We start from the raw sequence: 26,827 nt of genomic DNA, 5'->3' as shown, positions 1-26,827 counted from the left end.
TTATCCCTCGTCCGCCTGGATCAGGATCTCGATACGGCGGTTCGCCGCGGCAAAGGGATCACCCGGCACCTGCAGACGCCTGTCGGCGAAGCCCGAGACCTGCTTGATGCGATCTTCCCCCAGACCGCCATGCACCAGCATGTAGTAGGCGCTGTGAGCGCGGGCCATGGAAAGCCGCCAGTTGTCGTTCTGCGTGTCTTTGAACTGGCGACCGTCCGTGTGACCTCGCAGGATGACGCTTCCCTTGCGTTCCTTGAGGATCTGGCCGATCTTCTCCATCGCCAGCACCATTTCGCGGCGCGGTACGGCCGAGCCGATATTGAACATCGGATCATCCGTCTGATCGGAAATCATTACCAGCAAACCGCCTTCGGCAGGCGTGACGACGAGGCCTTCGGCGAGTTTGCCCGCAACGCCGGAAATCTGTCGCTCGATTTCCTGGCGCAAATCGTCCGCCGCCTTCTGCTCCGCTTTGGCTTCATCCTCCGCCTTGCGCCCGTCGATATCCGCCGACTTGCCTGCCTGCGTATCCGGCTGGGTCTGTGTCTTGTCCAATTGTGTCGGATCAGGACGCGGCATAGGAGCGGCGGCCGCCATTTGCGTGACCGGTGGCTGCGGCTGGCCCTCTGTCGATTGTGGCGCCTGGGGAGATTGACCGATTTGCGCCTGCGGATCGTCACTCGGAACCGCTTTTACAGCTTGCTCAGGACCGTCAGCGCGCGTTACCTGAACCTGCCTGGTCCAGAAATCAGGATCGAAGGGATCGCGATAGGCTTGCCCGCCATCCGCTCCGGTCGCGGGACCGGATTCGCTTGCCCCCCCTTCCCCCTTTGCGCTTACATTGGCTTGCTGCCCCACCTCCTGCGCAATCTCGGCAAGAACGGAATAGGGGTTCTCAAAGAAATCCGCCTCGGAGTAGTTGGGTTCGTCGCCGGAGGTTGACGTCATATCCTCGCCGGTCGCCGCAGCAGAGCCTTGAACGTCGGCATCCGCTTTGACCCGCGAGCGCTCGCCGTCTTCCTGGCCCTCCGCTGCATCGACGGGCTTCTCAAGGCCCTTCTCGGCCGGGGTCTCATCGGAAAGTTTGATCGGGTTGAAATAGCTCGCCATCGAGGCCTTGGTTTCCTCGTTGGCTGCGTTGACCAGCCACATCACGAGGAAGAATGCCATCATCGCAGTCATGAAGTCGGCATAGGCGATCTTCCAGGCACCGCCATGATGGCCGTCATCGTGCCCGCCACCATGCCGTTTGACGATGACAACCTCATTCTTGCCGTGATGATGGTTCTCGCCCTCGCTCATCCCAGTACCTTCTTCAGACTCGCGGACCACGCGGACATGCGGGTCACAAGAGCGGTTTCACCTATATCGACTGCGATATCGAGGTCGGGCGCTTCGACATGGCGCAGGAGCGGCGTGGGGTCTCCAAGCGCCTCTTTCAATTTTTCAAACAGATGCAGCGGACCACGTACTGTCAGCGTCCCAAGATCGCCCTCGATCATGGCGCCGCGAATGATATCCGCCATATCGGACACCGCCTTCTGGGCAAGCGCGTCATCGAGCAGCGGTGCCAGAATTCCCGCCGTCTGATCGCTGACCGCCTGCGCCGTCAATCCGGCAATTTCCTGAAGCCGGGTCGCTATCATTGCTGCGGTCTCGGTTTCATATCTTTCGCGCAGTGCTGCCATTTCCTCAGCATGGGCAGAGAAAAGTGCCTGGCGCTCTTCCTCGAAACGTCGCTGCAGCTCCTCGGAGGCGGCATCATAGCCCTTCGAATAGGCTTCGGCGCGTTCCGCCTCCACATCGACCGGGCTCTCGACCACAGAAGGGAGTGCCAGATCGTCGTCGAAACCCTGAGTTAAGCTGTCCGCCATCAACGGTAACGGAATGGCTTGCGGTTCGCTGAAGTCCTTCAGATAGCGGGCGAGCGAGGCACTCATCGGATACCCCGCCCTTCCGTGCCCACTTGCCGGGTACTCGTTACGAGCTCGCCGAAGGAGCGAAGTTCCGCTGCTGCAATCATCGCATCATTCCGATAAGGTTTTCATTCGTTCGTCGGTGGCGAGATGGCAATTTTCGCCAGACCACAGCGATACGGTAGGAAGTCAAACTTGCGCGAGGATGAAGATGCGGCAACAGCGCACCAGAGCATAAGGGCAGGTTCAACGACGTGCCGTACGGCAGTCGAGAAAAGTGCGGCACGGAGAAGGCAATCAATCTATACGTGTTATTGCCGGAAGAGCTGAAGGATGTTTTCGGCGTTGGTATTGGCGATCTGAAGCGACTGAATACCAAGCTGTTGCTGCGTCTGGAGCGCTTTCAGTCGAGTTGATTCCTCGTTCATGTCTGCATCAACCAATCGACCCACACCCTTGTCGATCACGTCGGTCAGCGAAGCGACAAAACTCTCTTGAAGATCGATACGTTTCTGAATGGAGCCGAGGCTGGAAGCGGCACTCGTCATCATCTGCAGTTGCTTATCGACGAAACGCTCCATCATATCCAGCACTGCATCGTTGTCCGGCGCAGAACCCGGAACCAACGCGTTCATCTGCGCCGCCACCTCATCCAGTTTGTCTATGTCAAGCGACGAGACGGAAATATCGAGCTTACGATTGTCCAGGTTATCGCCAACGCTCGTATCGAGATAATAATTCGTCGCGCCAATCTGGTGAAGCGGGGTCGTCACGACCGGCGCAGTGGCGGGGTCAACCGTGGTCACCTGCACCCACTGACCTTCAGCGACCTTCATATAGAGAGTGCCGGCGAGATCATAGATACGCGAATCGACTGCAGTTGCACCAATCAGATCGGTTTCGGTGTAGAAAGGAACGGCATAGCTCGCGCTCGTCGGTGCCTGGGTGCCATTCGCAGTGGTAACGGTCACCGCCGCTTCGCCTTCAGCCACAAACTCGACCGGCGAATCCAGAATGCCGAGATTACCGCCGCTGAGATCGAAAAGAACGGTCTTGGAGTCCAGCGTGTAATCGACGGTCTTGACGGCGACCTCGCCCGAGGCGGTGCGCGTGAACGACGCTACAACCTGCTTGATAACCGGCTTCTCGTCCGCATTGGTGCCGCCGTTGCTGATATAATCCTGCAGCCAGTTCTCACCCGAAAACGTAGCGGATTCGGCAATGCTCTTGAGCTGCTCCTGGAGCTGCGTGATTTCTTCCTGGATCTTGTTACGGTTGGCACCGACGCCGTAAGCGGCAACGATCTTGGATTTGATCTCCATGACGGTGTCGATGGCGCTTTCCATGGCGGCATAAGCGGTATCCACCTTTGCCGCGCCGAGACCGAGAGCATCCTGGATCGTCGACAGCGCGTGATTATCGGAACGCATCGTCGTGGCGATCGACCAATAAGCCGCATTATCCGCAGCTGTCTGGACACGCATGCCGGAGGAGACCCTCGCCTGGGTTATCTCCATGTTGCGGTCGATCGAGCGCAGGGTCTGCAGAGCAGCCATAGCGGCAGCGTTGGTAAGGATACTGGTCATTGGCCGTGCCTCGGTCAGATATTCTGAACAATCCGGAGTGCATCACCGGAAACGACGAGAGGCATCATGCTTACCGCCCCCTCTGCATCGCGGATGCGGGCGGCCTGTCGTTCTTAACAAATCGTTAATACGACAGTTATCAAAGGCAATCGTGGATTGGCAAGTTGTTAATGAGGTCTGAATGCCCGAACGCGACGCCCGTGCAGGCTTCGCGCAAGCCACGCAGCCGATATGAAAAACCGCGCCTCTTGCGAGACGCGGTTTTCTCTCCTGAATATTGCTGTCGTGTCAGAGCGGGACGAACCGCTCCTAGCCAAGAGCGCCGCTTACTGACGGAAGAGCGACAGAATATTCTCGGAACTGGTGTTGGCGATCGAGAGCGACTGGATCGCAAGCTGCTGCTGGGTCTGCAGCGCCTTGAGTTTCGTCGACTCCTCGTTCATGTCCGCATCGACCAGGCGGCCGATGCCGCTATCGATCGAGTCCGTCAGCTTGGAGACGAAATCCTCCTGCATCTCGATACGCATCGAGATCGAACCAAGCTTGGCAGTCGAACTGGTGAGCGCTTCGAGCTGCGTATCCACAAAGGAGAGAAGCGCTGCCATGATGTCTTCGTCGCTGACATTGGTACCGCCCATGCCCAGATCGCTGGTGCCGCCGTTGCGGTAGTCATCGAGCTTGGTGATGTCCAGTTCGGCGACGGAAACATTCAGCGAATACGATGCACCGGCAGTGGCAGTCGCACCAGCCGAGAAGTCGTATCCCTTGGTGGTGTAGACGGCGTCGATATAAGCACCGCCGACCTTAATGAGGTAGGTGCCGCTTGCGCCGGTCGTGAAGACGCCGTTGGTGTCGCCCTTCATGAAGACGCCGCCACCGATGTCCTTCCACTGGGCGCTGGTGTCATACAGGGCAGTTGTATTGACCACGCCATAGTATTGGACATGATTGGTCGTGCCGTCGTCGTAGCTGATGGCGCGCGAACCCTTCATCATGTTCATGTCGAGAAGGCCGGCATTGCCGCCCGAAAGGTCGAAAAGGACATTCGTCTCGTCGAGCTTAACGTCGACCGTCTGGACCGCGATATTACCGTCGGCACCACGAATGAACGAAGCAACCACCTGTTTGGTGACAACATCCCCTGCCTGGATAATGCCATTTGCATTCGAAGCGCCGCCGATATCGGCCTGCAGCCAGTTTTCACCGGAGAAGGAGGCGGAGGAGGCGATGCTCTTCAGCTGATCCTGGAGCTGCGTGATTTCTTCCTGGATCTTGGCCTTGTCGACGCCGGCCTCGGTCGCGGCAACGAGCTTGCTCTTGATTTCCTTGACAACGTCAACGACGGTTTCCATCGCGGCGTAGGCGGTGTCGACCTTGGCGGCGCCAAGACCAAGGGCGTCCTGAACGGCGGAAAGGGCCGCATTGTCGGAACGCATGGTGGTTGCGATAGACCAGTAGGCAGCGTTGTCGGAAGCGGTACCGACACGTAGGCCGGTCGAGACACGGCTCTGTGTGTTTTCAAGATCGGAGCCGATCTGCCGCAGGGTCTGGAGAGCAGCCATGGCTGCGATATTGGTAAGAATGCTCGTCATTTTGAGTGCCCCTTGATTGGCTAGATGAAAGGGACATTCCGGGATTACACCGGCAATCGATGGCCTGGCTTGATGCCCGTTAACCTCTTCTTCGTCTTGGTTAACCCATCGTTTCGATGAGCCCATCTAAGGGAGAAATGGTTAACAAAGGTTAAACTGCCATTTACGAAAGTTAATAAAAAAATGACGGGCACGAAAAAGGCCGCGCCCGTCGAGCGCGGCCTCCTGATTGAGGCTCTATGACTTTCCGGATTAACGGAAGAGCGAGAGGATGTTCTGCGAGTCGGAGTTGGCGATCGAGAGCGACTGGATCGCAAGCTGCTGCTGGGTCTGCAGGGCCTTGAGCTTCGTCGACTCCTCGTTCATCTCCGCATCGACCAGGCGGCCGACACCGCTGTCGATCGAGTCGGAGAGCTTGCTGACAAAGTCCTCCTGCATCTGAACACGGCTCGAAACCGCGCCGAGTTTCGCGGCAGCGCTGGTCATCTGTTCCAGCTGACCGTCGACGAATGAGGTCAGAGCGGCCATGATGTCTTCATCGCTGACATTGGTGCCGCCCATGCCCAGATCGCTGTTGCCGCCGTTGCGGTAGTCGTCGAGCTTGGTGATGTCCAGTTCCGACACCGAGACGTTCAGCGAGTATGCCGCACCGGTCGTGGCTGTCGCACCGGCCGAGAAGTCGTAGCCTTCGGTCGTGTAGACGGCATCGATGTAAGCGCCGCCGACCTTGATGAGGTAGGTTCCGCTTGCGCCGGTCGTGAAGACGCCGTTGGTGTCGCCCTTCATGAAGACGCCGCCGCCGATGTCCTTCCACTCAGCATTGGTGTCGTAGATCGCAGTCGTGTTGATCTGGCCGTAATACTGGACGGAGTTGGTCGTGCCATCGTCATAGTCGATCGCGCGCGAACCCTTGAGCATGTTCATGTCGAGAAGACCGGCATTGCCGCCCGAAAGGTCGAACAGGACGTTCGATTCATCGAGTTCGACATTGACCGTCTTGACCGAAACATTGCCATCGGCGTCACGGATGAAGGAGCCGACGATCTGCTTGGTGATCGCGCTGCCGGCTTCGATGACACCGGTGGTCGCGTTGGCGGCGCCGCCGATTTCGGTCTGCAGCCAGTTTTCGCCGGAGAAGGAAGCGGAGGAAGCGATGCTCTTCAGCTGATCCTGGAGCTGAGTGATTTCTTCCTGGACCTTCGCCTTGTCGACGCCGGGTTCGGTTGCGGCAACGAGCTTGTTCTTGATTTCCTGGACGACGTCGATTGCCGATTCCATGGCAGCGTAGGCCGTATCGACCTTAGCGGCGCCGAGACCGAGGGCGTCCTGAACGGCAGAGAGAGCGCCATTGTCGGAACGCATGGTGGTTGCGATCGACCAGTAGGCGGCGTTGTCGGAAGCGGTGCCGACGCGCATGCCGGTCGAAACGCGGCCCTGCGTGGTTTCCATATCCTGGCCGAGCTGGCGCAGGGTCTGGAGAGCAGCCATGGCTGCGATGTTGGTAAGAATGCTTGTCATTCTGAGTGCCCCTTGAGTGGCTGATTACGAAAAGGGACATTCCGGATTCCACCGGGAACAGCGGTCAGCATCATGCTTGCTAACCAGTTAATTTTTCTGGTTAACTCGCCGTTTCGATGGCCTTAGGTAACCTCAATATAGTTAATGAAGATTGAAGCGCGGACGAAAAATTAGAAGGCCGCGCCCCGGCGAGGGCGCGGCCTTCCATACTCCTTGGCGCGGTCAGCCTCCGCGCCAATTCGCCGGCTCCGATTAACGGAAGAGCGAGAGGATGTTCTGCGAGTCGGAGTTGGCGATCGAGAGCGACTGGATCGCAAGCTGCTGCTGGGTCTGCAGGGCCTTGAGCTTCGTCGACTCCTCGTTCATGTCCGCGTCGACAAGACGACCCACACCCTTGTCGAGCGTGTCGGAGAGCTTGCTGACAAAGTCCTGCTGCATCTCGATGCGCTGCGAGACCGCACCGAGCTTGGCTGCAGCGCTGGTCATCTGTTCCAACTGGCCATCGACGAACGAGGTCAGGGCCGCGATGACATCCTCGTCGCTGACATTCGTGCCGCCCATGCCCAGATCGCTGCTGCCGCCGTTGCGGTAGTCGTCGAGCTTGGTGATGTCCAGTTCCGATACGGAGACGTTGAGCGAATAGGAAACGCCGCTGGTGGCTGTCGCGCCGGCCGAGAAGTCGTAACCTTCGGTCGTGTAGACGGCATCGATGTAAGCGCCGCCCACCTTGATGAGGTAGGTGCCGCTTGCGCCGGTCGTGAAGACGCCGTTGGTGTCGCCCTTCATGAAGACGCCGCCGCCGACATCCTTCCACTGAGCGGTGGTGTCGTAGATGGCCGTCGTGTTGACGGTACCGTAGTACTGGACGGAGTTGGTCGTGCCATCGTCATAGTCGATCGCGCGCATACCCTTCATCATGTTCGCGTCGAGAAGGCCGGCATTGCCGCCCGAAAGGTCGAACAGGACGTTCGATTCATCGAGTTCGACGTCGACAGTCTTGACCGCGACATTGCCGTCGGCATCGCGCGTGAAGGAACCAACGATCTGCTTGGTGATCGCGCTGCCGGCTTCGACGACGCCAGTGGTCGCGTTGGCGGCGCCGCCGATTTCGGCCTGCAGCCAGTTTTCGCCGGAGAAGGAGGCGGAGGAAGCAATGCTCTTCAGCTGATCCTGGAGCTGAGTGATTTCTTCCTGGATCTTGGCCTTGTCGGCGCTGCCTTCGGCAGCCGTAACGAGCTTGTTCTTGATTTCCTGAACAACGTCGATAGCAGCTTCCATGCCGGAATAGGCCGTATCGACCTTGGCTGCGCCGAGACCCATCGCATCCTGGACGGACGAAAGAGACGCGTTGTCGGAACGCATGGTGGTTGCGATCGACCAGTAGGCAGCGTTGTCGGAAGCGGTGCCGACGCGCATGCCGGTCGAAATACGGTCCTGCGTCGTCTCCATGTCGGAGCTGATGGTCCGCAGCGTCTGGAGAGCCGCCATCGCGTTGATGTTGGTAAGAATGCTAGCCATGATTTGATTGTCCCTTTGAACGAAATACTTTTGGGGGGACATACCGGACTGGATGTTTTACCGGTCACTTCGGTCCGGCATCATGCCAACTCGGTTCCTTCGCTCGGAAGGGATACCAAACCCGTCGTGTGCGGAAAATCTCGCAGCCAATCCTTGCCAAGTCCTTTAAGCGAGACCGGTACAAAGAGCGTGTTGGCGGACGTAGTTAATCATTGGTTTATGTCGACGGGAATTTGCCGAAGTCGGCTTCATGCAAGCTTGGCCTGCCACGATGGGTGGAAAGCCGGCCTGTCGCGATGCCCGGCACAGCTATGATTTGGAGTGGGACGGTTGAACAGCATTAAGTTGAAACGGCAGTATCTCAATGCCCAGAAACATTTCGACAAAGCCCAATATCATGATGTCCTCGCCATCCTGAACAGGCTGCTGGATGTTCAAAAGGACCCAAGGCACTACGCGCTATTGGGTGCAACGCTCGTAAAGCTCAAGATGAAGGCCGAAGCTGCCCAGGCGTTTCAGCTTGCCGGAGAACAGAACTCTCCCCATCGAATCAAGTACCTGCGTGAAGCCATGAGACTTCATCTGTCGAACGGCGACGACATAAGCCTGCTTCGCCTCGGCAAACGGATTCTCAACGAAGCGCTCGCCGATCCGGACATGGCGCTCATGATGTCGGCCGCGCTGATGCGACAAAACCTGGAAGGCACGGAAGCCTTCCGGAAGACTCTCGGTGAAAGCACGGAACGGCCCCACCGGCAGCTTGCGGTCCGCTCGATCAAACTCCAGGATCGCAGCGACGAGGAAAATCAGTTCATTCTGGATGTCTTCGCAAAAGACCGTGACGACAAGATCATCCGTAATTTCTATCTCTCTGTCATTCGCGACAGCCTTAACTACGAAGTGCTCGCGGAATATGAACCGATTCTCAAGCAGGAGATTGCGGCCGGCGACTTTGAAGCGATCCTGGACGAGGTGTCGCTCTACAACATCCGCTGGTGCGATGACGAAAAGGCAAACTCCATGGCGGGCGCCGGTCGCGGCGAAAGAAAGCCGTGGCATGGGTCTGCGAAAAGGCTCTCAATGCCTCACAAGTGGGGCGACAAGCTCCGCATCGGCTATCTCTCTGCCGACCTTTGGACAGAACACGCGGTTATGAAAGCCTTCCGCGGCGTTCTCGAAGCGCATGACAGGGACCGTTTCGAGATCACGATCTTCTGCAATGCCGACCCGGAGCATCTTCGCGACCATAACAAGGCCAATCGCGACGAATGGGGCAAGATCGTCAGAATTCGCGACATGACGGACGACGAGGCAGCCGACGCCGTCAAGGCCGAGAATATCGATATCCTCGTCGACCTGCACGGCCATACGGCCGAGAACCGGGTGTGGGTGATGAACCGCTTCACCGCGCCTGTGCACGCCACCTGGCTCGGCTACCCCGGCACAGTCTGCAACGTCGATATCGACTATCTGATCTGCGACCACACGGTGGTGCCTGAAACCTCCATTCCCAACTACTATGAAAAGCTCTGCTGGATGCCGGAGACCTTCTTTCCGAACGATGCGATCCATCGGCCGCTTCCGCGGTCGATCGAACGGGCAATCTGCAAGATGCCGAAGGATGCTTTCATCTACTCCTGCTTCCACAGCCATTGGAAGTTCACTCCCGCGACCGTCCAACTTTGGATACGTATCCTGACGGAGGCTCCCGAGAGCTATCTTTTCCTCATCTGCCGGGAAAGGTTCGGGGCACGCAAGAATTTGCTCAAGGCGTTCACCGATGCAGGCATTTCTGCCGATCGCATCCTCTTCGGGGATCGTGTTCACGACTACGCTGCGTATCTCGATCGCGTTTCGGTTACAGATCTCGGCCTGGATACCTATCCTTACAACGGTCACACGACGACCTCGGAAAAGCTATGGGCCGGCCTGCCGATGCTCACCCACAAGGGCGTCAACTTCGCTTCCCGCGTCAGCGAAAGCCTGTTGAATGCCCTGGGCCTGCCGGAAATGATCGCCGACGACGCCGACGACTATGTCCGCCGCGCAGTTCATTATTACAACAACAGGGAAGAACTCGCACAGATCAGAAAGCGGCTGGAAACCAACCGTTTCACCCATCCGCTTTTCGATGCCGAGCGCTTCTGCCGCCACCTCGAAACGGCATACACGATGATGGCGGATCGCGCGAAGGCAAAGTTGCCGCCCGATCACTTCGACGTACCCGTATTGCCACCGCGGAACGGCCCGTTCATCTCACGCGAAGCCTGACGCAAGCTCGAAACGGCCGGGAACCACCCGGCCGTTTCCTTTCGAACTACCTCGCGTTCAGTTGAATGAGCGAATCAGGCTGCCGACCAGCAGGTTCCAGCCGTCGATCAGCACAAAGAAAAGAATCTTGAAGGGCAGTGAGATCGATGTCGGCGGCAGCATCATCATCCCCATCGCCATGGTGATCGCCGCAACGATCATGTCGATCACCAGGAACGGCAAGATGATCAGAAAGCCGATTTCGAACCCGCGACGGATCTCCGACAGCATGAAAGCCGGGATCAATACTCGATAGTCGATCGCTTCAGGCGTTCCGACGGATTGACTACGCTCGCGGGCAATCTCGACAAAGAGTTCCAGATCCTTGTCACGGGTATTCGCAGACATGAAGGCACGGAAAGGTTCGGCAATCCGCTGCACGGCCTCAGCCTCCGTCACCTGGTTTTGCAGAAGCGGCTGAACGCCTTCATTCCAGGCGCGATCGAAGGTTGGTGACATGACATAAAAAGTCATGAACAGCGCCATCGAGACCAGCACCATGTTGGAAGGCGCCGTCGCAAGCCCCATGCCGGATCGAAGAATTGAAAAGGCGATCACGAAGCGTGGAAAGCTTGTGACCATGATCAGGATGCCCGGAGCGACCGACAGGACTGTCAGCAGGCCGAAAGTGCGAATGATCCACGCGGCAGCGGAGCCGTCGACCGGCAGATTGAGAAGGTCCGCAGGCGATTGCTGGGCAAGCGCAAGCCCGGGTGTCGCGATCAACGCGACGAATAGATAGATCAACCGAATCATGCGATCACGAAGGTCCTCGATGTCATCTTCGATAGCCACCCTCGCGGACGCAGGTCAACACTCAAAGGCCGGACGCGGAAGGTCGTGAACAGGAAGATGGTCCTGTCTGCGCTTCCCCTGCTGAGCGCACCGTCTCCATTCGCATTGGCCGAACATGCGCTTCAGTTTTGCGCAAGTCTCAACCGTTAGCGTCAGCTCAATAATCTCACAATGGCGCCGGGAGCCTGAATGCGAGCAACACGTGGTGCATCTGGACAAACGACTTTGCCGGGAGGGACGCCGGCACCGGAGGAACCTGCATCGCATCAACATGGCCGAGTTGCTCTCGACGAGTGCAAGCCGTGCCGCCTGGCAAACTCCTGTCGAAGGAAATATCAGTGAATTCGATCAAGCTCAGCATCTGCATTCCGACGTATAACCGAGCTCAGCATCTCCGCTCGTGTCTGGAACGCATCAAGGGGTTCGATTTCGAATTCCCTTACGAGATTGTTATCTCCGACAACGCGTCAACGGATAACACCGCCGAAATCGCCCGGGAATTCGCCTCGCAACTTCCGATCAACTATTATGTAAGAGCCGAAAATCATGGCGCGGTCGTCAACGTGAACGCCGTCTTTCGGCGAGCGCGCGGCGAGTATGCCGTCTACCTGGCCGACGATGATCGCCTCGTTCACGAGGGCCTCCTCAACGCCATGAAATTTCTCGATGAACACCCGAATGTGCTTGTCTGCCATGCTCCCTGGTATCTCTATGACGGCATTCTGGAGGCCGATACCGGGAAATTCTACGACATAAAGGAAGACGTCGTCTTCGAACGCCGGAGTTTTGGCCAAGTCTTCAACTTCATGGTCAAAGGGCATATTTTCCCGGAGATCGCCATCTTCCGCACCCAGGCATTAAGGACGACATGGGTGCCGCGCGATGTCTGCTTCTATGCTTTCCCCATGCTGGCGCATCTGCTCGACCAGGGGGACGTCGCGTTCCTGAAAGAGCCTTTCTACAAGCAGGTCGGCCGGTCCGAGCATGGCCGGGACAGGCGCCAGGGGGGCCACGACATTGCGATGTCCGGTTGGGACCAGTATCGCGGCGGGCTGGAATATTTCCTCTATTTCGGCATGAAACGAGGTCAGATTTCGCGCGACGCCGAGGACCGAGCGACGCAGGAACAGATGTGTCGAACGTTCACTTTGTTGCGCATGACGGTCGCGTTGCGATTGCTCATCAGCTTCAGAGAATTCGTCAAGGCCTACGAGGTATATACACGATTGTGCTTTGGCGGCTTCGATGATTTTCCGGAAGTCGTTGCGGCACGGGAAGGGTTGCTGATTGCAGCCGCTCTCGAAACGCTGGCCTGGCAGGTCAATGCCGCGGCGGAAATCGATCACCTCATCGTTCACGGCTTTCCAGACCCGCAAACCGTTAAAGAGCGTATCGCCAAGGTCAATTTCCCTGAACGAATCAAAGTCATCGACGAACCAGTCGAGCATACGCCGGATTTTGCAAACAAGACGGCAGTCCTCGTCGCACTGCCCAAACAGCGCGAGCAGTTCCTGGAGCTCGGCTATCCCCCGAATCTCGTTTTTGCCCAGGATGACCTCATACAGACCATCCTGCTGTAGGACTGCAAATCATCCCAATAGATGGGATAGGGACAATATGGGACTCCAAGACACGAGACCCGCCCCTGAGGGCTGAGAGAGAAAGAAGTGAAAGCTGTTATTCTGGCCGGCGGGCTCGGGACCCGCATCTCCGAGGAAACCCATCTGAGGCCGAAGCCGATGATCGAGATCGGCGGCCGACCGATCCTCTGGCATATCATGAAGCTCTATTCCGCCCACGGCGTGAACGAGTTCATCATCTGCTGCGGATACAAGGGCTATGTCATCAAGGAGTATTTCGCGAACTACTTCCTGCATATGTCGGATATCACCTTCGACATGGCCTATAACGAGATGCAGGTTCACCGCCGCACGGCCGAGCCGTGGAAGGTCACGCTGATCGATACCGGCGAAGCCACGATGACCGGCGGCCGCCTAAGACGCGTCGCAGATTATCTGCGCTACGAGGATTGCTTCTGCTTCACCTATGGCGACGGGTTGAGCGATGTGAACATTACCGAAGTGATCAAGTTCCATCGCGCCCATGGCAGGCTGGCAACGGTAACGGCCGTTCATCCGCCTGGCCGCTACGGTGCCCTGGAGCGTGACGGCAGCCAGGTCACCGGCTTCGTGGAAAAGCCGCGTGGTGACGGCGGCATGATCAACGGCGGCTTTTTCGTCCTGTCTCCCAAGTCCATCGATCTCATCGACGCCGACAGCACGCCGTGGGAAGCCGCGCCGATGACATCTCTCGCCGCCATGAGCGAGCTGATGGCCTACGAGCACGAGGGCTTCTGGCAGCCGATGGACACGTTGCGCGAAAAGAACCTGCTCGAGGAACTCTGGGCATCGGGACAAGCACCGTGGAAGATCTGGCCGTGACAGCTTGTGTTCGGCCAAACTCCGATTTCTGGGCGGGCAAGCGTGTTCTGCTGACCGGACATACCGGCTTCAAGGGAACCTGGCTCTCCATCTGGCTTGCGCGACTCGGCGCAAGCGTCACCGGCATTTCGCTGCCGCCGGAAACCGAGCCGAACCTGTTTACGCTCGCACGGCCGGAACTTGCGGCAAGCCATTTCCAGGATATCCGCGACGCGGCAAGGCTGGCCGAACTCGTCCGGATGGCCTCGCCCGAGATCGTGCTGCATCTTGCCGCGCAGGCCCTGGTGCGGCCGAGTTATCAGGACCCGCTCGGCACGTTCGCGACGAATGTGCTCGGCACGGCGAACCTGCTTGAAGCCGTTCGTTCGGTCCCGTCGGCGCGCGTCGTCGTGGCAATCACGACGGACAAGGTCTACCGGAACCTCGAACATGCCTTCCCTTATCGGGAAACGGACCAGATCGGCGGTCATGATCCCTACAGCGCCAGCAAGGCGGCGGCAGAGATCACCATTTCAAGCTATCGCGACTCCTTTCTGCGCGAGCAAGGCGTCGCTGTCGCCAGCGCCCGAGCCGGCAACGTGATCGGCGGCGGTGACTGGTCCATGGACCGGCTGCTGCCGGATGCGGCGCGGGCATGGCAGTCCGGCAAGGCCCTGCATGTCCGGCGGCCGGAGGCGAAACGCCCGTGGCAGCACGTGCTGGAGCCGCTTTCAGCCTATCTCGTGCTCGCGGAACGACTCTACGACGATCCGACCCTTGCTCAGGCATATAACTTCGGACCGGTGAGCCACGAGGCGGCATCCGTGCGTCAGGTGATCGAGATCGCCCGAGCCTCCTACGGCTCAGGAGACGTCCAATATGGCGATGGCACCGAGGGACCGCACGAGGCGCGCTGGCTTGCGCTGGAAACGGCCAAGGCGCGGCACATGTTGAATATCGAGCCGCGTTGGCTGCTTAAGGAAGCCGTCGACCGGACCATGACATGGTATCGCGCACAGCACGGCGGCGCCGATGCACGTGCGCTCTGCGAAGCCGAAATCACCGACTACGAGGCATGTCCTTGAGCCGCTTCGCAACTACCGATCTGCCGCTTGCCGGCCTGAAGCTCATCGAACGCCAGAACCTTGGCGATTCACGTGGCTTCCTGTCGCGCATGTTCTGTGCCGAGGAGCTCGCTGCGGCAGGCTGGGCCAAGCCGGTCGCGCAGATCAACCTGACGATGACCGCGCGCAAAGGCACGGTGCGCGGCATGCATTTTCAGCATCCGCCACATTCCGAAATGAAGCTGGTCAACTGCATCCGCGGCGCTGTCTGGGATGTCGCCGTCGATCTGAGGGCCGATTCGTCAACCTACCTCAAATGGCATGCGGAAGAGCTTTCCGCAGACAATCGCCGGTCGCTGCTGATACCCGAGGGCTTTGCGCACGGTTTTCAGACGCTTACCGGTGATTGCGAACTCCTCTATCTGCATTCGGTGCCCTACGTGCCAGGCGCAGAAGGAGCACTGAATTCGCAGGATGCGGCGCTTGGCATCAACTGGCCGCTGGAGATCACCGAAATGTCCGAGCGGGATCGTCGCCATCCATACCTGACAGAAGAATTTACGGGACTGACGCCATGAAATGCCGGCATTGCGGCAGCGCTCTCCGCTGCGACTTCCTCGACCTCGGCTTCGCGCCGCCATCCAACGCCTATCTCACCGCTGCGGACCTCTCCAAGCCGGAAGTCTATTTCCCGCTGAGGCTGAAGGTCTGCGAGGAATGCTGGCTCGTACAGACAGAGGATTACGCCTCCGCAGAATCGCTTTTCAGTGCCGAATATGCCTACTTCTCCAGCGCATCGAGGAGCTGGCTCGCCCATGCGGCCCGCTATGTCGAGACGATTACCACACGGCTTGGCCTTGGTCAGCAAAGCATGGTCATCGAAGTCGCCTCGAACGACGGTTACCTTCTGAAGAATTTCGTCGCCGCCAACATTCCCTGCCTCGGGATCGAGCCGACAGCAAGCACGGCCGAGGCTGCGGAGGCATTGGGTATCCCGGTGCTCCGGGAATTCTTCGGTGAAGCCCTCGGCAAGACGCTCGCCGATGAAGGCAGGAGCGCCGACCTCATTCTCGGCAACAATGTCTATGCCCATGTTCCCGACATCAATGATTTCACACGGGGCCTGAAGGCGGCGCTCAAGCCCGGCGGTACGATCACACTGGAATTCCCGCATCTCATGAGGCTGATCGAGCAGAATCAGTTCGACACCGTCTATCACGAGCATTTCTCCTATCTTTCCCTCTTCACCGTTGGAAAGATCTTCGAAAGTGCAGGCTTGCGGGTCTTCGATGTCGAGGAACTTCCGACCCATGGCGGAAGCCTGCGCATCTTCGGCTGCCATGCGGATGATCCGAGGCAGACGACCGACGCGATCGGTTCGCTACTCACCGAGGAGGAACGCCGCAGCCTGCGGACAGCCGCGACTTATGCTCAATTCCAGGTCAAGGCGGAGCAGGTCAAGAACGACGCGCTTGCCTTCCTGCTGCAGGCGAGACGCGAGGGAAAAACAGTGGCAGCCTATGGAGCTGCGGCCAAGGGCAACACGCTCCTGAACTTCGCGGGCGTCAAGCCCGATCTCCTGTCCTTCGTCTGCGATGCCGCTGCCGCCAAACAGGACAAGTTCATGCCCGGGAGCCATATTCCCATCCTGCACCCGGACGTCATTTTCGAGCGCCGGCCGGATTATGTAATGATCCTGCCCTGGAACATCGCAGCAGAAGTCCGTCAGCAGCTCGCCTCTTTGTCCGAGCAAGGAACGAAGTTCGTGACTGCGGTTCCGCATTTGGAAATCAGATAATGTGAGCTGCGATCGCGGTCGAAGGTCCCTCAAGAGGCCATGCGGTGCATTTTGCTATTCCATGCGGAAGAGAATTGGCTGCGGCTTAGCCGGCCGCGTAAACCCAGGGATAAAGTCGACGGAAGCGTTCTGCCGATATCTCCATCCGCAGGTAGTCGAAACCGGCCGCCGAGCCGTGGTCGGCCTGCGTGGTGTAGCGGGTCATATCCGGCTCATCGATGCGCCGGAGCGGCGTGCGCTCGACCTCTTCGAATCCCAGACGGTCATAGAGTCTGATCGCCCCCGTATTGAGCGAGAGCACGCACAGTTGCGTAACCGGCACCCGGAGCGTTTCGAATATCCAGGCGATGAGCGCCACGCTGCTATAGAACATCATGCGCCGTTCGCCGGAACGGCGCCCGCGCATGACGTTGTCGATCTCGGCCTTTTCGTCTGAGACGTTGCTGATCCCGATATGACCGATGCGTTCGCCGCCGGTGCTCCTGACGATAAACAGGATACGGTCGGGAGCAGCGAGAACGACATTCCGGAGCCATGTGGCCGTTCTATCAGGCCTTGCCTCGAACTGCGTCAGGAATGACGTTCTGGCGGCGTTGCGCCAATCCGTCAGATCCTCGACCAGGCCGGTCTCGCTTGCCAGCGCTTTGTCCAGACATTGCAACTCTCCGAGCTGCCGGTCCGTCTCGTCGTGGATAGCAATGGCAAGCCGTGTGCTCGGATCGGCGTTGTCCTTGAACAGAAGCATATCGGAAAGCACCATCCGACGATGTCCTTCTGGCCAGAGAGGCCTCTTTCGCCTTACTTCGTGCTCTTGCGGACGCAATAGCCACCCGGCGAAGAGGACAGGACAAGTTTGCCGTTCAGCACCGGATCGACTTCGAAGAGGTCGTTTTCGGCCATGTAGTCCTTGAGTGCCTGCAACGGCTCATCACCCTGCAGCCAGACCTTCGAGCGCTTCGTGAAGGCCTGTTCGGGCGTCAGATGACCAATAAGCGTATCGGCCACGACCAGATAACATCCCTCCGTCACCAGCGGGCCGTAAGCGCGGCACTCAGCGAGAACATGATTACGCGAATGGTCGCTATCCAGAACCACCATCACGCGCGCGCCGGCAGGAATTTCGGCTTTCACCGCCTCGAGGATATCCGCATCCACCGAACCGCCCTGGATCATCGTGATGTGGCGGGAAAGCGGATGGGATTCGATCGCTTCGCGATTATGCGCGCGAATGTCTATATCGACGCCGATCACCTTTCCGTCGGTTTTGCCCATCGCCGCGAAGAGCGACGCCATGAAGATCAGTGAACCGCCGCGGGCAATGCCGGTCTCGATGATCACATCCGGCTTGGTGTTCCAGATCACTTCCTGGGTCGCCATGATATCCGCCGGCGTCTGGATGATCGGCAGTCCCATCCAGGACCACAGATAGAAGTAATCGTGTTTGTCGAGCGTGATGAGAGTATCCAGCGACTGCCGGAAAGCGGCCTCGTCCTTGCCCAAAGCCAGAGACATCTGCCTCTTGTGCTCTTCAAATTCGAGGCGATCATCCTTGGTGGTCATTTGATTCCAAAGCCCTGTCTTTAGGTGGATTATTCATTTCTTTCCGGCAACTGACCGGGATTGGCGGTCGTGGACCGCGAGGAGATCAAGAAGCGTGTTCGCCACTCGGTTGAGGTCGTCTTCCGTCATGTCATGGTAGCTGGGAAGATTGATGGCACGCTGCGGAATACTCCAGGCGTTCACATTATAGACATTCCCTTCGTGCCGCTGTTCCTCGAACATCGGCAAGCTCGACAGAGGGTGAAAGAAGACGCGCGCGTCGATATCCGCGGCGTGGAAGGCCTTCTGCAGATCCTCGCTGGTTATTCCCCATGTCTCGGAGAATACGACCGTCGGCATCCAGGCGCCGTTGACGGTCCCTTCGTGTTCCGGATTGAGCGCGATGCCGGAAATGCCGGAGAGCTTCGCCTTGTATATCTTCAGGATGTCACGCTTGCGCGCGGTCAGTTCCTCTATGCGTTCGAGCTGCCCGCAGCCTATGGCGGCCTGAACATTCGACATCTTGTACTTGAAGCCGATCATATCCGGCCAGAACTGCCTGGTCTGGCCTCGTGCCCTGCCGTGATTGCTGAGGGTGAGGACACGTTCGTAAAGATCGGCATCATTGGTGACGAACATGCCGCCCTCGCCGGTCGTCACCGTTTTCGTGCCATGGAAGGAAAAGGTACCGAAGCGGCCCATCGAACCGGCCCGCCTGCCGTTTATGGCCGAGCCCAACGCCTCCGCCGCATCCTCGATGACCGCGACACCATGTCTTTCCCCGATCGCGAGCAGCGCCTCCATATCACACAGATTGCCGTAGATATGGGTTGCAACGATCGCCTTCGTCCGGGGTGTGATATGCCGTTCGACCTGAACCGGATCCAGACACCAGGTGTCGGGGAGAATATCGACAAACACAGGCGTGGCGCCGAGATGTACGATCGGCGCTGCGGTTGCGATCCAGTTCGTATCGGCCAAGATCACCTCGTCGCCCGGGCCGACATCCAGCGCCGCAAGGCCCATATGCATGGCGCCGGTGCAGCTCGATGTCGCGATCGCGTAGCGCACGCCTAGATGTTCGCAAAAAGTCCGCTCGAACCGGTTAATGTAGTCGTAGCACTTCGCACCCCAGCCGGTTGCGACCGCATCCACCGCATAGCGCATTTCCAGCTCGGTGATGGAAGGCTTTGTGTAGAAGATTCTGGCGGTCATCTTGCGGCACGGTTCCGGAGTTTCAGGGCTGAACTAAGCAGCACACACTTGCACGGGGCTTGTGGTGTTCATATGACTTTCCGTCCCAGCGACCGAATACGGCTGACATGCCCAGTTGCGCTTTCCCGGACTGACGAAACGGCAACCATCATTCGATCACGAACGTTCGGAACATCACCTTGGCAACCTTACCCTGCGAGCGCAGGTCGATGCGCTCCTGGATATCGTCCTTGAGGTACTGAAAGCCGCGCGGCCCCTCGATCTGCTGCAGCGAAACGGTACGCATATAGGCAAGGATATCCTGATGGATATTCTCCGCGAGGGGCAGTTCCGGCGGCCCCTTGAAAGCAAGCGCCACTTCAAGCCGTATCCAGTTTTCCGACGGATAGGCGAGATTGGTCGTGATCGGCTCCAGAAGAACGACGCCATTCTCCGGCGTGGAGATATGCGGAAGCCCTTCGTCCTTCTTGCCTTCGCCATGCTCGCCGCCTGCAGCAGCGGCCTCCTGCTGAGGCTCGGGGGCCGGTTCCTTCGGCGCGATCATTCCGCCGACAACCCAGCCGCCGCCGGCGCCAACCAGCGTCAGGATCGCGACACCCGCAAGCACCATCACGGTATTCTTCTTGCTGCCGGCTTCGGCTGCCTGTGTTTCTTCCGCCATGGTCTTCAAACCTTCAAATCAAGAGACCCCATCCGCACTCATCAGAAGGGCGAGAACAGATCGACGACCTGCTGCCCCACCGGAGGTTGCTGGACCTCCATCAGGCGACCGCGGCCACCGTAAGAGATGCGGGCTTCGGCGATTTTCTCATAAGAGATCATGTTGTTGGAATCGACATCCTGGGGGCGAACGATACCGGCGACGTTCAGAATGCGGATTTCGTGATTGACACGGACCTCCTGAGAGCCGCTGATCAGCAGATTGCCGTTCTCAAGGATGCCGGTGACGACCGCAGCCACGAGCAGCTTCAGCCGTTCGGAACGTTCCGTCGAGCCCTTGCCGTGTGAATCCGTATTGGAATCGGAACCGAGATCACCGGTCGCCTCCGCCTCCGGCGTCCAGCCGAAAAGGTTGCTTACGCCCAGTTGCCAGGAGAGGCCGGTGGAATTCTCACGGGTGCGCTCCGTCTCGTTGTCGAAGGAGGCACGGTCGTTGATCTGGATATCGACGGTCAGGATATCGCCGACGTTCAGCGCGCGGGCATCCTTGAAGAGCGCTGCCTGGCTGTCACTCCAAAGCGAATAACCGCTTGCAAGGTGACGCGGCTGCTTCGGATAGGAGGACATCTGCGGCGTCTGTGCATATTGCAGGCCGCTGCCGATCGGGCTCATCGCCGGCGCATTGCCGATCTCCTTGATGGTCTGGCTGTTGCAGCCTGCAAGAAGGAGACAAGCCATGATGGCGGGAATGCGTTTCGTCATGAGGGCGCTTTCGGAGTATTGGGAGGTGTTTTCGACGTATTTGGATCGGAAGCGCTGGAAATGATCGTCGAGATCATGCCGGCCTTTTGCGGGTCCATCTCGCTCAGGAACAGGGCGGACTGGCGCGCCGGAAGCTGCATGATGATCGCCGCGGCGATCTCCATCCGCATCTCCTCGAGCTGCGGCGCGGCGGCGTCCGGTTTCATCGTCTTGAAGATGTCGACCAGACCGGCCTCGGCGCGTGCCAGGAAATCGTTGCGGCGCTTCAGCCAGTCCTGATATTCAGCCGTGCGGTCTTCAAGCGTCCTGATACGCTCGTCGACATCCGACTGCAGCTTCTCAAGCTCCTGCTTCTGCAGGAGGTAGCGCTGGTCGCGCGCCGCATCTGCAATATTGGTGCAGAATTTCTGGATCTCGTCGCCGGTCGAGGTTTCGGAAATCATCGCCGGCTGTTGTGCTCCCACCTGAGAGACCAGCGTCAGGACAGCCGCGGCGGCAAGAACGCGGCGAGCCAGCGTTTTTGATATGGAAACGGTGAACAGGGTCTCGGTCATTGCAGGACGAGCTCCGCTTGAAGGGCGCCAGCGGACTTGATGCCCTGCAGGATGGCGATGATGCCGTCCGGCTTGACGCCGATGCTGTTGAGGCCCGCGACAAGCGTGCGCAGATCCGGTCCGTTCAGGATCGCGACCTGACCACCGTCCTTCATGGCCATGATATCCGTTTGAGGCTGTACCGCCGTCTGACCACGGGAAAACGGCTCCGGCTGGATCACCTGCGGCGTCTCGGTGACCTGCACAGTCAGCGTGCCGTAGCTCACTGCGACGCGCGATATCTTCACGTCCGAACCGATGACGATCGTACCGGTGCGCTCGTTGACGACGACCTTGGCCGGGGTATCGGTTTCGACCACCAGATTTTCAATCTCGGCCATCAGCCGGGTGAGGTCGGCGGTCTTCGGCTTGGCGATGATTACCTCCTGGCTATCGCGCGGGTCGGCAATCGGTCCGCCATAACGGCGGGCCGCAAAAGCATTGACGGCATCGGACACCCGCACCGCCGTCGAGAAGTCCGGATTGCGAAGCTGCAGAACCAGGTTGACGGAATCCTTGAACCTGGAAGGCAGCTCGCGTTCGATGATGGCGCCGTTCGGAACCCGGCCTGCGGTCGTGACACCTTCCGTCAGCGTCGCCGCCTGGCCCTGCGCCGAGAAACCCGACACGACCAGCGCACCCTGGGCCACCGCATAGATCTGCCCGTCCGCACCCGAAAGTGAAGTCATGACCAAGGTGCCGCCGCGCAGCGACGTCGCGTCACCGAGCGAACTGGCAGTTACGTCGATGCGGCTGCCCGGGCTCGCGAAAGGCGGCAAGTTGGCCGTGACCATGACAGCCGCGACGTTCTTGGCATTCGACTGGCTGCCCTGCATCGAAATGCCGAGGTTCTGAAGCATGGCCCGCATGGACTGGTCGGTGAAAGGCGACGAGCGCAAGCTGTCGCCGGTGCCTTGCAGGCCGACGACAAGACCATAGCCGATGAGCTGGTTGTCGCGGCCGGATTGCAGCGATGCGATGTCCTTGATGCGCGCGGCGATGGGTGCGTTCTGGCCCGCAGCCGGTACGGCGCCCAGAAGAGAGCCGACGAGGGCAAGAATGGCGAGGAAGCAGTTCTTTCTCATTTCGCCATCACCTGTATCGTACCGTCGGCCATAACGGTGCCGCTCACCGTGACGCCCGAATCGATGTTGCGAACGCGGATGACATCACCAATCGCAGCATTCTCGAGCGGCGTTCCGGAGGCGGAAATGTTCAAGTTGCCGATCGTAAACACCAGCCGGACAGATGAGCCGCGGGTCACAGCAAAGGCTTCGCGAAGCGCCGATGGCGGAATGGTGCGGCCGGGCAGCAGGGTCCGCTTCGCCACCATGCCGACGACTTCCCTGGACTCTCGCGCATATTCGCCGGAGAGATTCGGATTGGTGACATCGACCTCTTCGACGCTGCCCCTGCCGATCTCTTCGCCGGGATAAATGGTCCGGATCGGCACGACGGCCGTACCCATCTGGGCCAGGGCCGGTGTCCCCGCCCCGACAAGGAGTGCGGCCAGAATGGGCGCAGCCAACCCGGCGCCAAACGCATTTTTCCGGCGAAACCTCATGTCTGCCTGCCTCCTGTTTTATTTCAGGTTCTTGCTGACGATCTGCGCCATCTCATCTGCGGTAGTGATGACCTTGGAATTCATCTCGTAAGCACGCTGGGCGGAGATCAGATCAGTGATCTCCTTGACCGCGTCGACGTTGGAGCTTTCCAGATAACCCTGCTTCAGGTAACCGAAGCCCGGATCCTCGGGCACCGCAACGATCGGCTCGCCGGATGCGGCAGTCTGCGCGAACAGATTGTCGCCGAGCGGCTGGAGACCAGCCTCGTTGACAAAGTTGGCGACGGTGAGCTGACCGATTTCGGTAAAATCCGTGGAATTGCCGATGCGAACCATGACCTGGCCCGTGCGGGTGATCTGCGTTTCGCTCACATCCGCGGGGAAGGTAATGTTGGGAACGACCGCATAACCGTCGATCGTGACCAGTTGGCCCTCGGCATTCTTGTTGAAGGCGCCGGCGCGGCTGTAGAGCGTCGTGCCATCAGGAGCCTGGATCTGATACCAGCCGCGACCGACGATCGCGACGTCCAGATCGTTTTCGGTGTGCGCCAGTTCACCCTGTGTATGGATGTTGCGCACCGCAGACGTCTGCACACCGAGACCGATATTGGCGCCTTCCGGCACGATCGCCTGATTGGCGCGGTTCGGCACGCCCTGCGCACGCTCGCTTTGATAGAGCAGATCGGAGAACTCTGCGCGAGCACGCTTGTAGCCCGTCGTATTGATGTTGGCGATATTGTTCGCAATGACTTCGAGATTGGTCTGCTGGGCATCCATGCCCGTTGCGGCGACGGAAAGCGCTCTCATGTCTTCGTCCTCAAAGCGTTAAATCGGCATTTTCGTGATTTCGAGATAGGCGGAGACGATCTTGTCCCGCAGCGCCATGGCCGTCTGCAGCGACTGCTGGGCCTCCAGCACCGCATCCACGACCTCACGCGTATTCGCCTTGCCCTGGATCGCCTTGAAGGACATCGCTTCGGCACCCTTCAGGCTGTTCATCGTGTCGGTTGCCATATCGCCAAGGACTTGTGCGAAGTTCATGCCGGTGTTCTGACCAGGCGTGAGCGCGGTCGATCCGAGCACGGAACTCTTCTCGGAAGAGATATCCTCAATCCCGTTGGAGAGCGAAAGGGAGCTTACGTTCTGAATCTTATCGATCATTGTCCGGCCTTCAGAAGGTCAATCGTCGCGGCGATCAGCTCACGCGTCTGCTTGATGGTCTGGAGATTGGCGTCATAGGAGCGGTTCGCTTCCCGCATATCAGCCATCTCGATGAGCATGTTGACGTTTGGCAGCTTGACCATGCCCTTCTCGTCGGCGGCCGGATGGTCAGGATCATATTCCTCGACGAATTTGGACTGGTCGACGCCCAACTTCTTGACCTCGACCACGTCTACGCCGCTCGCCCGGTCCAGTTCGGCACCGAAGGTGATGAGCTTGCGACGGTAGGGGTCCGCACCCGGCGTATCGCCGGTGGAGCGGGCATTGGCGATGTTTTCGGAAACGATGCGCAGGCGCGTGGCCTGGGCCTCCATTCCCGATCCAGCGATCTTCAGGGAGGCTGAAAGCGGATCCATTTGCTTACCTCTTTACTGTCAGCAGCATCATGCTGTGAAACGACTTCACCAGACCTGTGCTCAGTTCGTATTGACGCTTGATTTCGCCCGTCTTCGACAGCTCTTCCGCAAGCGAGACGGTATTGCCGGATTCCTGCACGCCGATTTCTTCGTTCAGTTCCGATTCCTTGAGCTCGACCTCTTCGCTGAGATTGTTCGAGGCGATATGGCCGGGATGGGTGCGGGCCATGGGAATATATGCCTTGTCCAGAACGGCCTCGAACGGCGTTACGTCCTTCGCCTTGTATTTGGGCGTGTTGGCATTGGCGATGTTGCCCGCAACAACTTCCTGACGCACCGAGAGCCAATCGGCCTGACGTGCTGCCATTTCGAACAGTTGAATCGGTTGCATAGGCTTCTCTCCATCTTTTATCCGAAGCCTAGGCCGGTAACCTTGCGTCGGACTTACGGACCGGCCGCGCTTGTGTCCTGATAGACGTCTCCTGTGGACGTGATGATCACCCAGCGGCCGTCGCGCTGCTCCAGCGCGGCAAGCTTGCTATTGTCGGGTAGGCTCGAACCGACCCTAACCATGTACATACCGGAACCGTCCTCGATCAGCGCTCGACCGTTGGCTACATGCAGCAGCCGGAAACCGCCCCTTCCGGGAAGCGGCTGTTCCTCTCGAAAGGTTCCGTTTTCACGAGTCTCACCCAGCGAGGACGTGGTGGCCGTGGTCAGCGCATCAGCCGGCCCGATCGGAACAGGCCAGTCATCCTTGGAGCTGTCGGTCATGGCAAGTGGCGAGACGCTGACCACCGGCCGCCCTATGCCCGGAGGCAGGTCACGCGTGCGGCCAAGCGATTCGGTCCGGATTCCGAATTTGTCCGCGTTCAGGAAAACGTACCAGGGAAAGAAGGCGGACGCTGCAGCAAGTGCGATACCCGTCGCGGCCAACATCCTGTCGCCCGTCCGCGACGACGATCCTGCTGTTTCTCTGTTCCTGTCACCGCTCATCATATCACCTTCTTGCTATGGCGGAGGGCGGATTGCCCTGCCCTGCCGCAGCCCTGAGCGCGGTTGCGAGATCCGTATAGGCGTCGAGAGCGGGCTTCTCTCCCGGTGTCTGCTTCAGGACCTCATAGATGACCGGGACCTGCTTGATCGCCATGTCCAGGTCAGGATCGCTGCCGGCCCGATAACCGCCGATCAGACGCAGGTCGCGCGTTTCCTCGTAGCGATGCACCAGCGACTTCAGCCGCGACACCAGCTTTTCCTGGTCGTCCGTCCAGGCCTTGCGGGCAAGACGCGAGATCGAGGCGAGCGGATTGATCGGCGGATAGCGCCCTTCCTCGGCAAGCGAGCGGTCGAGGACGATATGCCCGTCCAGAATGCCGCGCGTCGAATCGGCGATCGGATCGTTGTGGTTATCGCCGTCGACGAGGATCGAGATGATTGCCGTGATCGTGCCGGTGCCTTCGACGCCCGGACCGGCCCGTTCAAGCAGGCGCGGCAATTCGGTAAACACGGAAGCGGGATAGCCGCGGGCGATCGGCGGCTCGCCGGATGCGACCGCCACCTCGCGGATCGCATGGGCAAAGCGGGTGATGCTGTCGGCGATGAAGAGGACATTGTCCCCCTGGTCGCGGAAATGTTCTGCGATGGTGATTGCCACCAGCGGCGCCATCTTGCGCAGCATCGGACTCTCATCGCTGGTCGCGACGACCGCGATCGACTTCGCCATGTTGTCGCCCAGCGTATCCTCGATGAATTCGCGAACTTCGCGACCGCGTTCGCCAACCAGCGCGATCACCACCTTGTCGAAGGCGTCGGCCCTGGCGAGCATCGACAGAAGCGTCGACTTGCCGACGCCGGAGCCGGCAAAAATGCCAAGACGCTGGCCGAGGCAGAGTGGCGAAAATATATCGACCGCCCTCACCCCGGTCTTGAAGCCCTTTTCGACGCGGCTGCGCGACATGGACGGCGGCGCGGTATTGGCGATCGAACGCGGAGCAAGACCGCGCGCAAGCGGCCCCTTTCCGTCAATCGGCTCCCCGAGCGAATTGATCGTCCGGCCGCACCAGCTATTGTCCGGTGCAACGCGAAAGGCGCCCTTGCGGATAACCGTGTCGCCGATGCCGATCGGCTCTCCCGGTTCGATCGGGCAGACGAAGACCACGTCCGGCTCGACGCGCACCACCTCGCCCAGGTGAATGCCGGTCGCGCTGCGGTGCGCGACGAATTCCCCAAGCCGCACATGTTTCGAAAGGCCCGCAACCGTGTAATGTCCCGCCGCGATGGTCCTGACATGACCACCATGGGCGACGGAGAACACAGGATCTGCATAACGCGCGGAAAGGCCCGCAAGCTGTGCCAGCTTGCCGCCGTTGACCGCATTGAGGATAGCCGCTTCCATCATGG

At 59.2% G+C, this 26,827-nt stretch carries 27 protein-coding genes; 6 read left to right on the top strand and 21 right to left on the bottom strand.

Features of this window, described 5'->3' with window-relative positions; genetic code table 11:
• The 6 genes from QEO92_RS01515 to QEO92_RS01490 all read right to left on the bottom strand — a co-directional run bounded on the left by QEO92_RS01515 (position 1) and on the right by QEO92_RS01490 (position 8,130).
• The gene (locus tag QEO92_RS01515) at positions 1 to 1,302 is read right to left on the bottom strand and encodes a MotB family protein (protein WP_227701925.1); all 1,302 of its coding nucleotides are present in this window, start codon (positions 1,300 to 1,302) and stop codon (positions 1 to 3) included.
• A complete protein-coding gene (locus tag QEO92_RS01510) occupies positions 1,299 to 1,940 on the bottom strand; it encodes a hypothetical protein (RefSeq protein ID WP_227701924.1) in 642 nt (213 codons plus the stop codon). Before QEO92_RS01510 ends, QEO92_RS01515 begins: the two co-directional genes overlap by 4 nt.
• A gap of 287 nt (positions 1,941 to 2,227) precedes the next feature.
• Entirely contained in the window at positions 2,228 to 3,502 is a 1,275-nt protein-coding gene (locus QEO92_RS01505) for a flagellin N-terminal helical domain-containing protein (protein ID WP_037158732.1), read from the bottom strand.
• Positions 3,503 to 3,828: 326 nt separating this feature from the next.
• Complete coding sequence (locus QEO92_RS01500; protein WP_037158735.1) at positions 3,829 to 5,094, bottom strand: flagellin N-terminal helical domain-containing protein; 1,266 nt, start codon at positions 5,092 to 5,094, stop codon at positions 3,829 to 3,831.
• Between the two features lie 252 nt (positions 5,095 to 5,346).
• Entirely contained in the window at positions 5,347 to 6,612 is a 1,266-nt protein-coding gene (locus tag QEO92_RS01495; RefSeq protein ID WP_227701923.1) for a flagellin N-terminal helical domain-containing protein, read from the bottom strand.
• A gap of 252 nt (positions 6,613 to 6,864) precedes the next feature.
• Entirely contained in the window at positions 6,865 to 8,130 is a 1,266-nt protein-coding gene (locus QEO92_RS01490) for a flagellin N-terminal helical domain-containing protein (protein ID WP_227701922.1), read from the bottom strand.
• Positions 8,131 to 8,460: 330 nt separating this feature from the next.
• Here QEO92_RS01490 and QEO92_RS01485 point away from each other — a divergent pair, with 330 nt between their 5' ends.
• Positions 8,461 to 10,401 (top strand): O-linked N-acetylglucosamine transferase, SPINDLY family protein, encoded by a 1,941-nt coding sequence (locus tag QEO92_RS01485; RefSeq protein WP_227701921.1) that lies wholly within the window; start codon positions 8,461 to 8,463, stop codon positions 10,399 to 10,401.
• Between the two features lie 57 nt (positions 10,402 to 10,458).
• Here the strand turns inward: QEO92_RS01485 and fliP are convergent, their stop codons facing one another.
• Complete coding sequence (gene fliP / locus QEO92_RS01480; protein WP_210048731.1) at positions 10,459 to 11,196, bottom strand: flagellar type III secretion system pore protein FliP; 738 nt, start codon at positions 11,194 to 11,196, stop codon at positions 10,459 to 10,461.
• A 377-nt stretch (positions 11,197 to 11,573) separates the two neighbouring features.
• Here fliP and QEO92_RS01475 point away from each other — a divergent pair, with 377 nt between their 5' ends.
• The 5 genes from QEO92_RS01475 to QEO92_RS01455 all read left to right on the top strand — a co-directional run bounded on the left by QEO92_RS01475 (position 11,574) and on the right by QEO92_RS01455 (position 16,517).
• Positions 11,574 to 12,815 (top strand): glycosyltransferase family 2 protein, encoded by a 1,242-nt coding sequence (locus tag QEO92_RS01475; RefSeq protein ID WP_037158742.1) that lies wholly within the window; start codon positions 11,574 to 11,576, stop codon positions 12,813 to 12,815.
• An 87-nt stretch (positions 12,816 to 12,902) separates the two neighbouring features.
• Positions 12,903 to 13,676 carry a glucose-1-phosphate cytidylyltransferase gene (gene rfbF / locus QEO92_RS01470; protein ID WP_227701920.1) on the top strand — a complete coding sequence of 258 codons (774 nt, stop codon included), beginning with the start codon at positions 12,903 to 12,905 and terminating at the stop codon, positions 13,674 to 13,676.
• On the top strand, positions 13,658 to 14,740 hold the full coding sequence (gene rfbG, locus QEO92_RS01465) for a CDP-glucose 4,6-dehydratase (RefSeq protein WP_227701919.1): 1,083 nt from the start codon (positions 13,658 to 13,660) through the stop codon (positions 14,738 to 14,740). The genes rfbF and rfbG overlap by 19 nt, the downstream gene beginning before the upstream one ends.
• The gene (locus QEO92_RS01460; RefSeq protein WP_407720692.1) at positions 14,737 to 15,297 is read left to right on the top strand and encodes a dTDP-4-dehydrorhamnose 3,5-epimerase family protein; all 561 of its coding nucleotides are present in this window, start codon (positions 14,737 to 14,739) and stop codon (positions 15,295 to 15,297) included. Before rfbG ends, QEO92_RS01460 begins: the two co-directional genes overlap by 4 nt.
• Entirely contained in the window at positions 15,294 to 16,517 is a 1,224-nt protein-coding gene (locus QEO92_RS01455; protein WP_227701917.1) for a class I SAM-dependent methyltransferase, read from the top strand. Before QEO92_RS01460 ends, QEO92_RS01455 begins: the two co-directional genes overlap by 4 nt.
• Before the next feature lie 85 nt (positions 16,518 to 16,602).
• Here QEO92_RS01455 and QEO92_RS01450 read toward each other — a convergent pair whose 3' ends face one another.
• The 14 genes from QEO92_RS01450 to fliI all read right to left on the bottom strand — a co-directional run bounded on the left by QEO92_RS01450 (position 16,603) and on the right by fliI (position 26,825).
• Positions 16,603 to 17,277, bottom strand: a complete 675-nt coding sequence (locus tag QEO92_RS01450; protein WP_227701916.1) for a GNAT family N-acetyltransferase — start codon at positions 17,275 to 17,277, stop codon at positions 16,603 to 16,605.
• Positions 17,278 to 17,315: 38 nt separating this feature from the next.
• Complete coding sequence (locus QEO92_RS01445) at positions 17,316 to 18,077, bottom strand: cephalosporin hydroxylase family protein (protein WP_227701915.1); 762 nt, start codon at positions 18,075 to 18,077, stop codon at positions 17,316 to 17,318.
• Positions 18,078 to 18,110: 33 nt separating this feature from the next.
• Positions 18,111 to 19,271, bottom strand: coding sequence for a DegT/DnrJ/EryC1/StrS family aminotransferase (locus QEO92_RS01440; RefSeq protein WP_227701914.1), 1,161 nt, complete (start codon positions 19,269 to 19,271; stop codon positions 18,111 to 18,113).
• Positions 19,272 to 19,419: 148 nt separating this feature from the next.
• The gene (locus tag QEO92_RS01435; protein ID WP_037158759.1) at positions 19,420 to 19,932 is read right to left on the bottom strand and encodes a flagellar basal body-associated FliL family protein; all 513 of its coding nucleotides are present in this window, start codon (positions 19,930 to 19,932) and stop codon (positions 19,420 to 19,422) included.
• Between the two features lie 41 nt (positions 19,933 to 19,973).
• Complete coding sequence (gene flgH, locus QEO92_RS01430) at positions 19,974 to 20,693, bottom strand: flagellar basal body L-ring protein FlgH (protein WP_037158762.1); 720 nt, start codon at positions 20,691 to 20,693, stop codon at positions 19,974 to 19,976.
• Positions 20,690 to 21,247 carry a MotE family protein gene (locus QEO92_RS01425; protein ID WP_052183160.1) on the bottom strand — a complete coding sequence of 186 codons (558 nt, stop codon included), beginning with the start codon at positions 21,245 to 21,247 and terminating at the stop codon, positions 20,690 to 20,692. Before QEO92_RS01425 ends, flgH begins: the two co-directional genes overlap by 4 nt.
• The gene (locus QEO92_RS01420; RefSeq protein WP_037158765.1) at positions 21,244 to 22,371 is read right to left on the bottom strand and encodes a flagellar basal body P-ring protein FlgI; all 1,128 of its coding nucleotides are present in this window, start codon (positions 22,369 to 22,371) and stop codon (positions 21,244 to 21,246) included. Before QEO92_RS01420 ends, QEO92_RS01425 begins: the two co-directional genes overlap by 4 nt.
• On the bottom strand, positions 22,368 to 22,850 hold the full coding sequence (gene flgA, locus QEO92_RS01415; RefSeq protein ID WP_227701913.1) for a flagellar basal body P-ring formation chaperone FlgA: 483 nt from the start codon (positions 22,848 to 22,850) through the stop codon (positions 22,368 to 22,370). The genes QEO92_RS01420 and flgA overlap by 4 nt, the downstream gene beginning before the upstream one ends.
• A gap of 18 nt (positions 22,851 to 22,868) precedes the next feature.
• Positions 22,869 to 23,657 carry a flagellar basal-body rod protein FlgG gene (gene flgG, locus QEO92_RS01410; protein ID WP_037158771.1) on the bottom strand — a complete coding sequence of 263 codons (789 nt, stop codon included), beginning with the start codon at positions 23,655 to 23,657 and terminating at the stop codon, positions 22,869 to 22,871.
• 18 nt (positions 23,658 to 23,675) lie between these two features.
• Complete coding sequence (gene fliE, locus QEO92_RS01405; RefSeq protein WP_037158774.1) at positions 23,676 to 24,011, bottom strand: flagellar hook-basal body complex protein FliE; 336 nt, start codon at positions 24,009 to 24,011, stop codon at positions 23,676 to 23,678.
• Complete coding sequence (flgC, locus tag QEO92_RS01400; RefSeq protein ID WP_037158777.1) at positions 24,008 to 24,427, bottom strand: flagellar basal body rod protein FlgC; 420 nt, start codon at positions 24,425 to 24,427, stop codon at positions 24,008 to 24,010. Before flgC ends, fliE begins: the two co-directional genes overlap by 4 nt.
• A 4-nt stretch (positions 24,428 to 24,431) precedes the next feature.
• Positions 24,432 to 24,818 (bottom strand): flagellar basal body rod protein FlgB, encoded by a 387-nt coding sequence (flgB, locus tag QEO92_RS01395; protein ID WP_227701912.1) that lies wholly within the window; start codon positions 24,816 to 24,818, stop codon positions 24,432 to 24,434.
• 53 nt (positions 24,819 to 24,871) lie between these two features.
• The gene (locus QEO92_RS01390; RefSeq protein WP_152601295.1) at positions 24,872 to 25,426 is read right to left on the bottom strand and encodes a flagellar protein; all 555 of its coding nucleotides are present in this window, start codon (positions 25,424 to 25,426) and stop codon (positions 24,872 to 24,874) included.
• A gap of 1 nt (position 25,427) precedes the next feature.
• Positions 25,428 to 26,825 (bottom strand): flagellar protein export ATPase FliI, encoded by a 1,398-nt coding sequence (fliI, locus tag QEO92_RS01385; RefSeq protein WP_152601296.1) that lies wholly within the window; start codon positions 26,823 to 26,825, stop codon positions 25,428 to 25,430.
• Between the last annotated feature and the right edge of the window lie 2 nt (positions 26,826 to 26,827).

Origin of the sequence: Neorhizobium petrolearium, from assembly GCF_029854435.1 — a bacterium.
Lineage (GTDB): Bacteria > Pseudomonadota > Alphaproteobacteria > Rhizobiales > Rhizobiaceae > Neorhizobium > Neorhizobium petrolearium.
This window is presented reverse-complemented; position numbering and strand designations above follow the sequence as displayed.

Excerpts from the sequence above, each read along its gene's own strand:
- QEO92_RS01515 (WP_227701925.1), bottom strand. The coding sequence starts at position 1,302 with ATGAGCGAGGGCGAGAACCATCATCACGGCAAGAATGAGGTTGTCATC.
- QEO92_RS01510 (WP_227701924.1), bottom strand. The coding sequence starts at position 1,940 with ATGAGTGCCTCGCTCGCCCGCTATCTGAAGGACTTCAGCGAACCGCAA.
- QEO92_RS01505 (WP_037158732.1), bottom strand. The coding sequence starts at position 3,502 with ATGACCAGTATCCTTACCAACGCTGCCGCTATGGCTGCTCTGCAGACC.
- QEO92_RS01500 (WP_037158735.1), bottom strand. The coding sequence starts at position 5,094 with ATGACGAGCATTCTTACCAATATCGCAGCCATGGCTGCTCTCCAGACC.
- QEO92_RS01495 (WP_227701923.1), bottom strand. The coding sequence starts at position 6,612 with ATGACAAGCATTCTTACCAACATCGCAGCCATGGCTGCTCTCCAGACC.
- QEO92_RS01490 (WP_227701922.1), bottom strand. The coding sequence starts at position 8,130 with ATGGCTAGCATTCTTACCAACATCAACGCGATGGCGGCTCTCCAGACG.
- fliP (WP_210048731.1), bottom strand. The coding sequence starts at position 11,196 with ATGATTCGGTTGATCTATCTATTCGTCGCGTTGATCGCGACACCCGGG.
- QEO92_RS01455 (WP_227701917.1), top strand. The coding sequence starts at position 15,294 with ATGAAATGCCGGCATTGCGGCAGCGCTCTCCGCTGCGACTTCCTCGAC.
- QEO92_RS01450 (WP_227701916.1), bottom strand. The coding sequence starts at position 17,277 with ATGGTGCTTTCCGATATGCTTCTGTTCAAGGACAACGCCGATCCGAGC.
- QEO92_RS01445 (WP_227701915.1), bottom strand. The coding sequence starts at position 18,077 with ATGACCACCAAGGATGATCGCCTCGAATTTGAAGAGCACAAGAGGCAG.
- QEO92_RS01440 (WP_227701914.1), bottom strand. The coding sequence starts at position 19,271 with ATGACCGCCAGAATCTTCTACACAAAGCCTTCCATCACCGAGCTGGAA.
- QEO92_RS01435 (WP_037158759.1), bottom strand. The coding sequence starts at position 19,932 with ATGGCGGAAGAAACACAGGCAGCCGAAGCCGGCAGCAAGAAGAATACC.
- flgH (WP_037158762.1), bottom strand. The coding sequence starts at position 20,693 with ATGACGAAACGCATTCCCGCCATCATGGCTTGTCTCCTTCTTGCAGGC.
- QEO92_RS01425 (WP_052183160.1), bottom strand. The coding sequence starts at position 21,247 with ATGACCGAGACCCTGTTCACCGTTTCCATATCAAAAACGCTGGCTCGC.
- QEO92_RS01420 (WP_037158765.1), bottom strand. The coding sequence starts at position 22,371 with ATGAGAAAGAACTGCTTCCTCGCCATTCTTGCCCTCGTCGGCTCTCTT.
- flgA (WP_227701913.1), bottom strand. The coding sequence starts at position 22,850 with ATGAGGTTTCGCCGGAAAAATGCGTTTGGCGCCGGGTTGGCTGCGCCC.
- flgG (WP_037158771.1), bottom strand. The coding sequence starts at position 23,657 with ATGAGAGCGCTTTCCGTCGCCGCAACGGGCATGGATGCCCAGCAGACC.
- fliE (WP_037158774.1), bottom strand. The coding sequence starts at position 24,011 with ATGATCGATAAGATTCAGAACGTAAGCTCCCTTTCGCTCTCCAACGGG.
- flgC (WP_037158777.1), bottom strand. The coding sequence starts at position 24,427 with ATGGATCCGCTTTCAGCCTCCCTGAAGATCGCTGGATCGGGAATGGAG.
- flgB (WP_227701912.1), bottom strand. The coding sequence starts at position 24,818 with ATGCAACCGATTCAACTGTTCGAAATGGCAGCACGTCAGGCCGATTGG.
- QEO92_RS01390 (WP_152601295.1), bottom strand. The coding sequence starts at position 25,426 with ATGATGAGCGGTGACAGGAACAGAGAAACAGCAGGATCGTCGTCGCGG.
- fliI (WP_152601296.1), bottom strand. The coding sequence starts at position 26,825 with ATGATGGAAGCGGCTATCCTCAATGCGGTCAACGGCGGCAAGCTGGCA.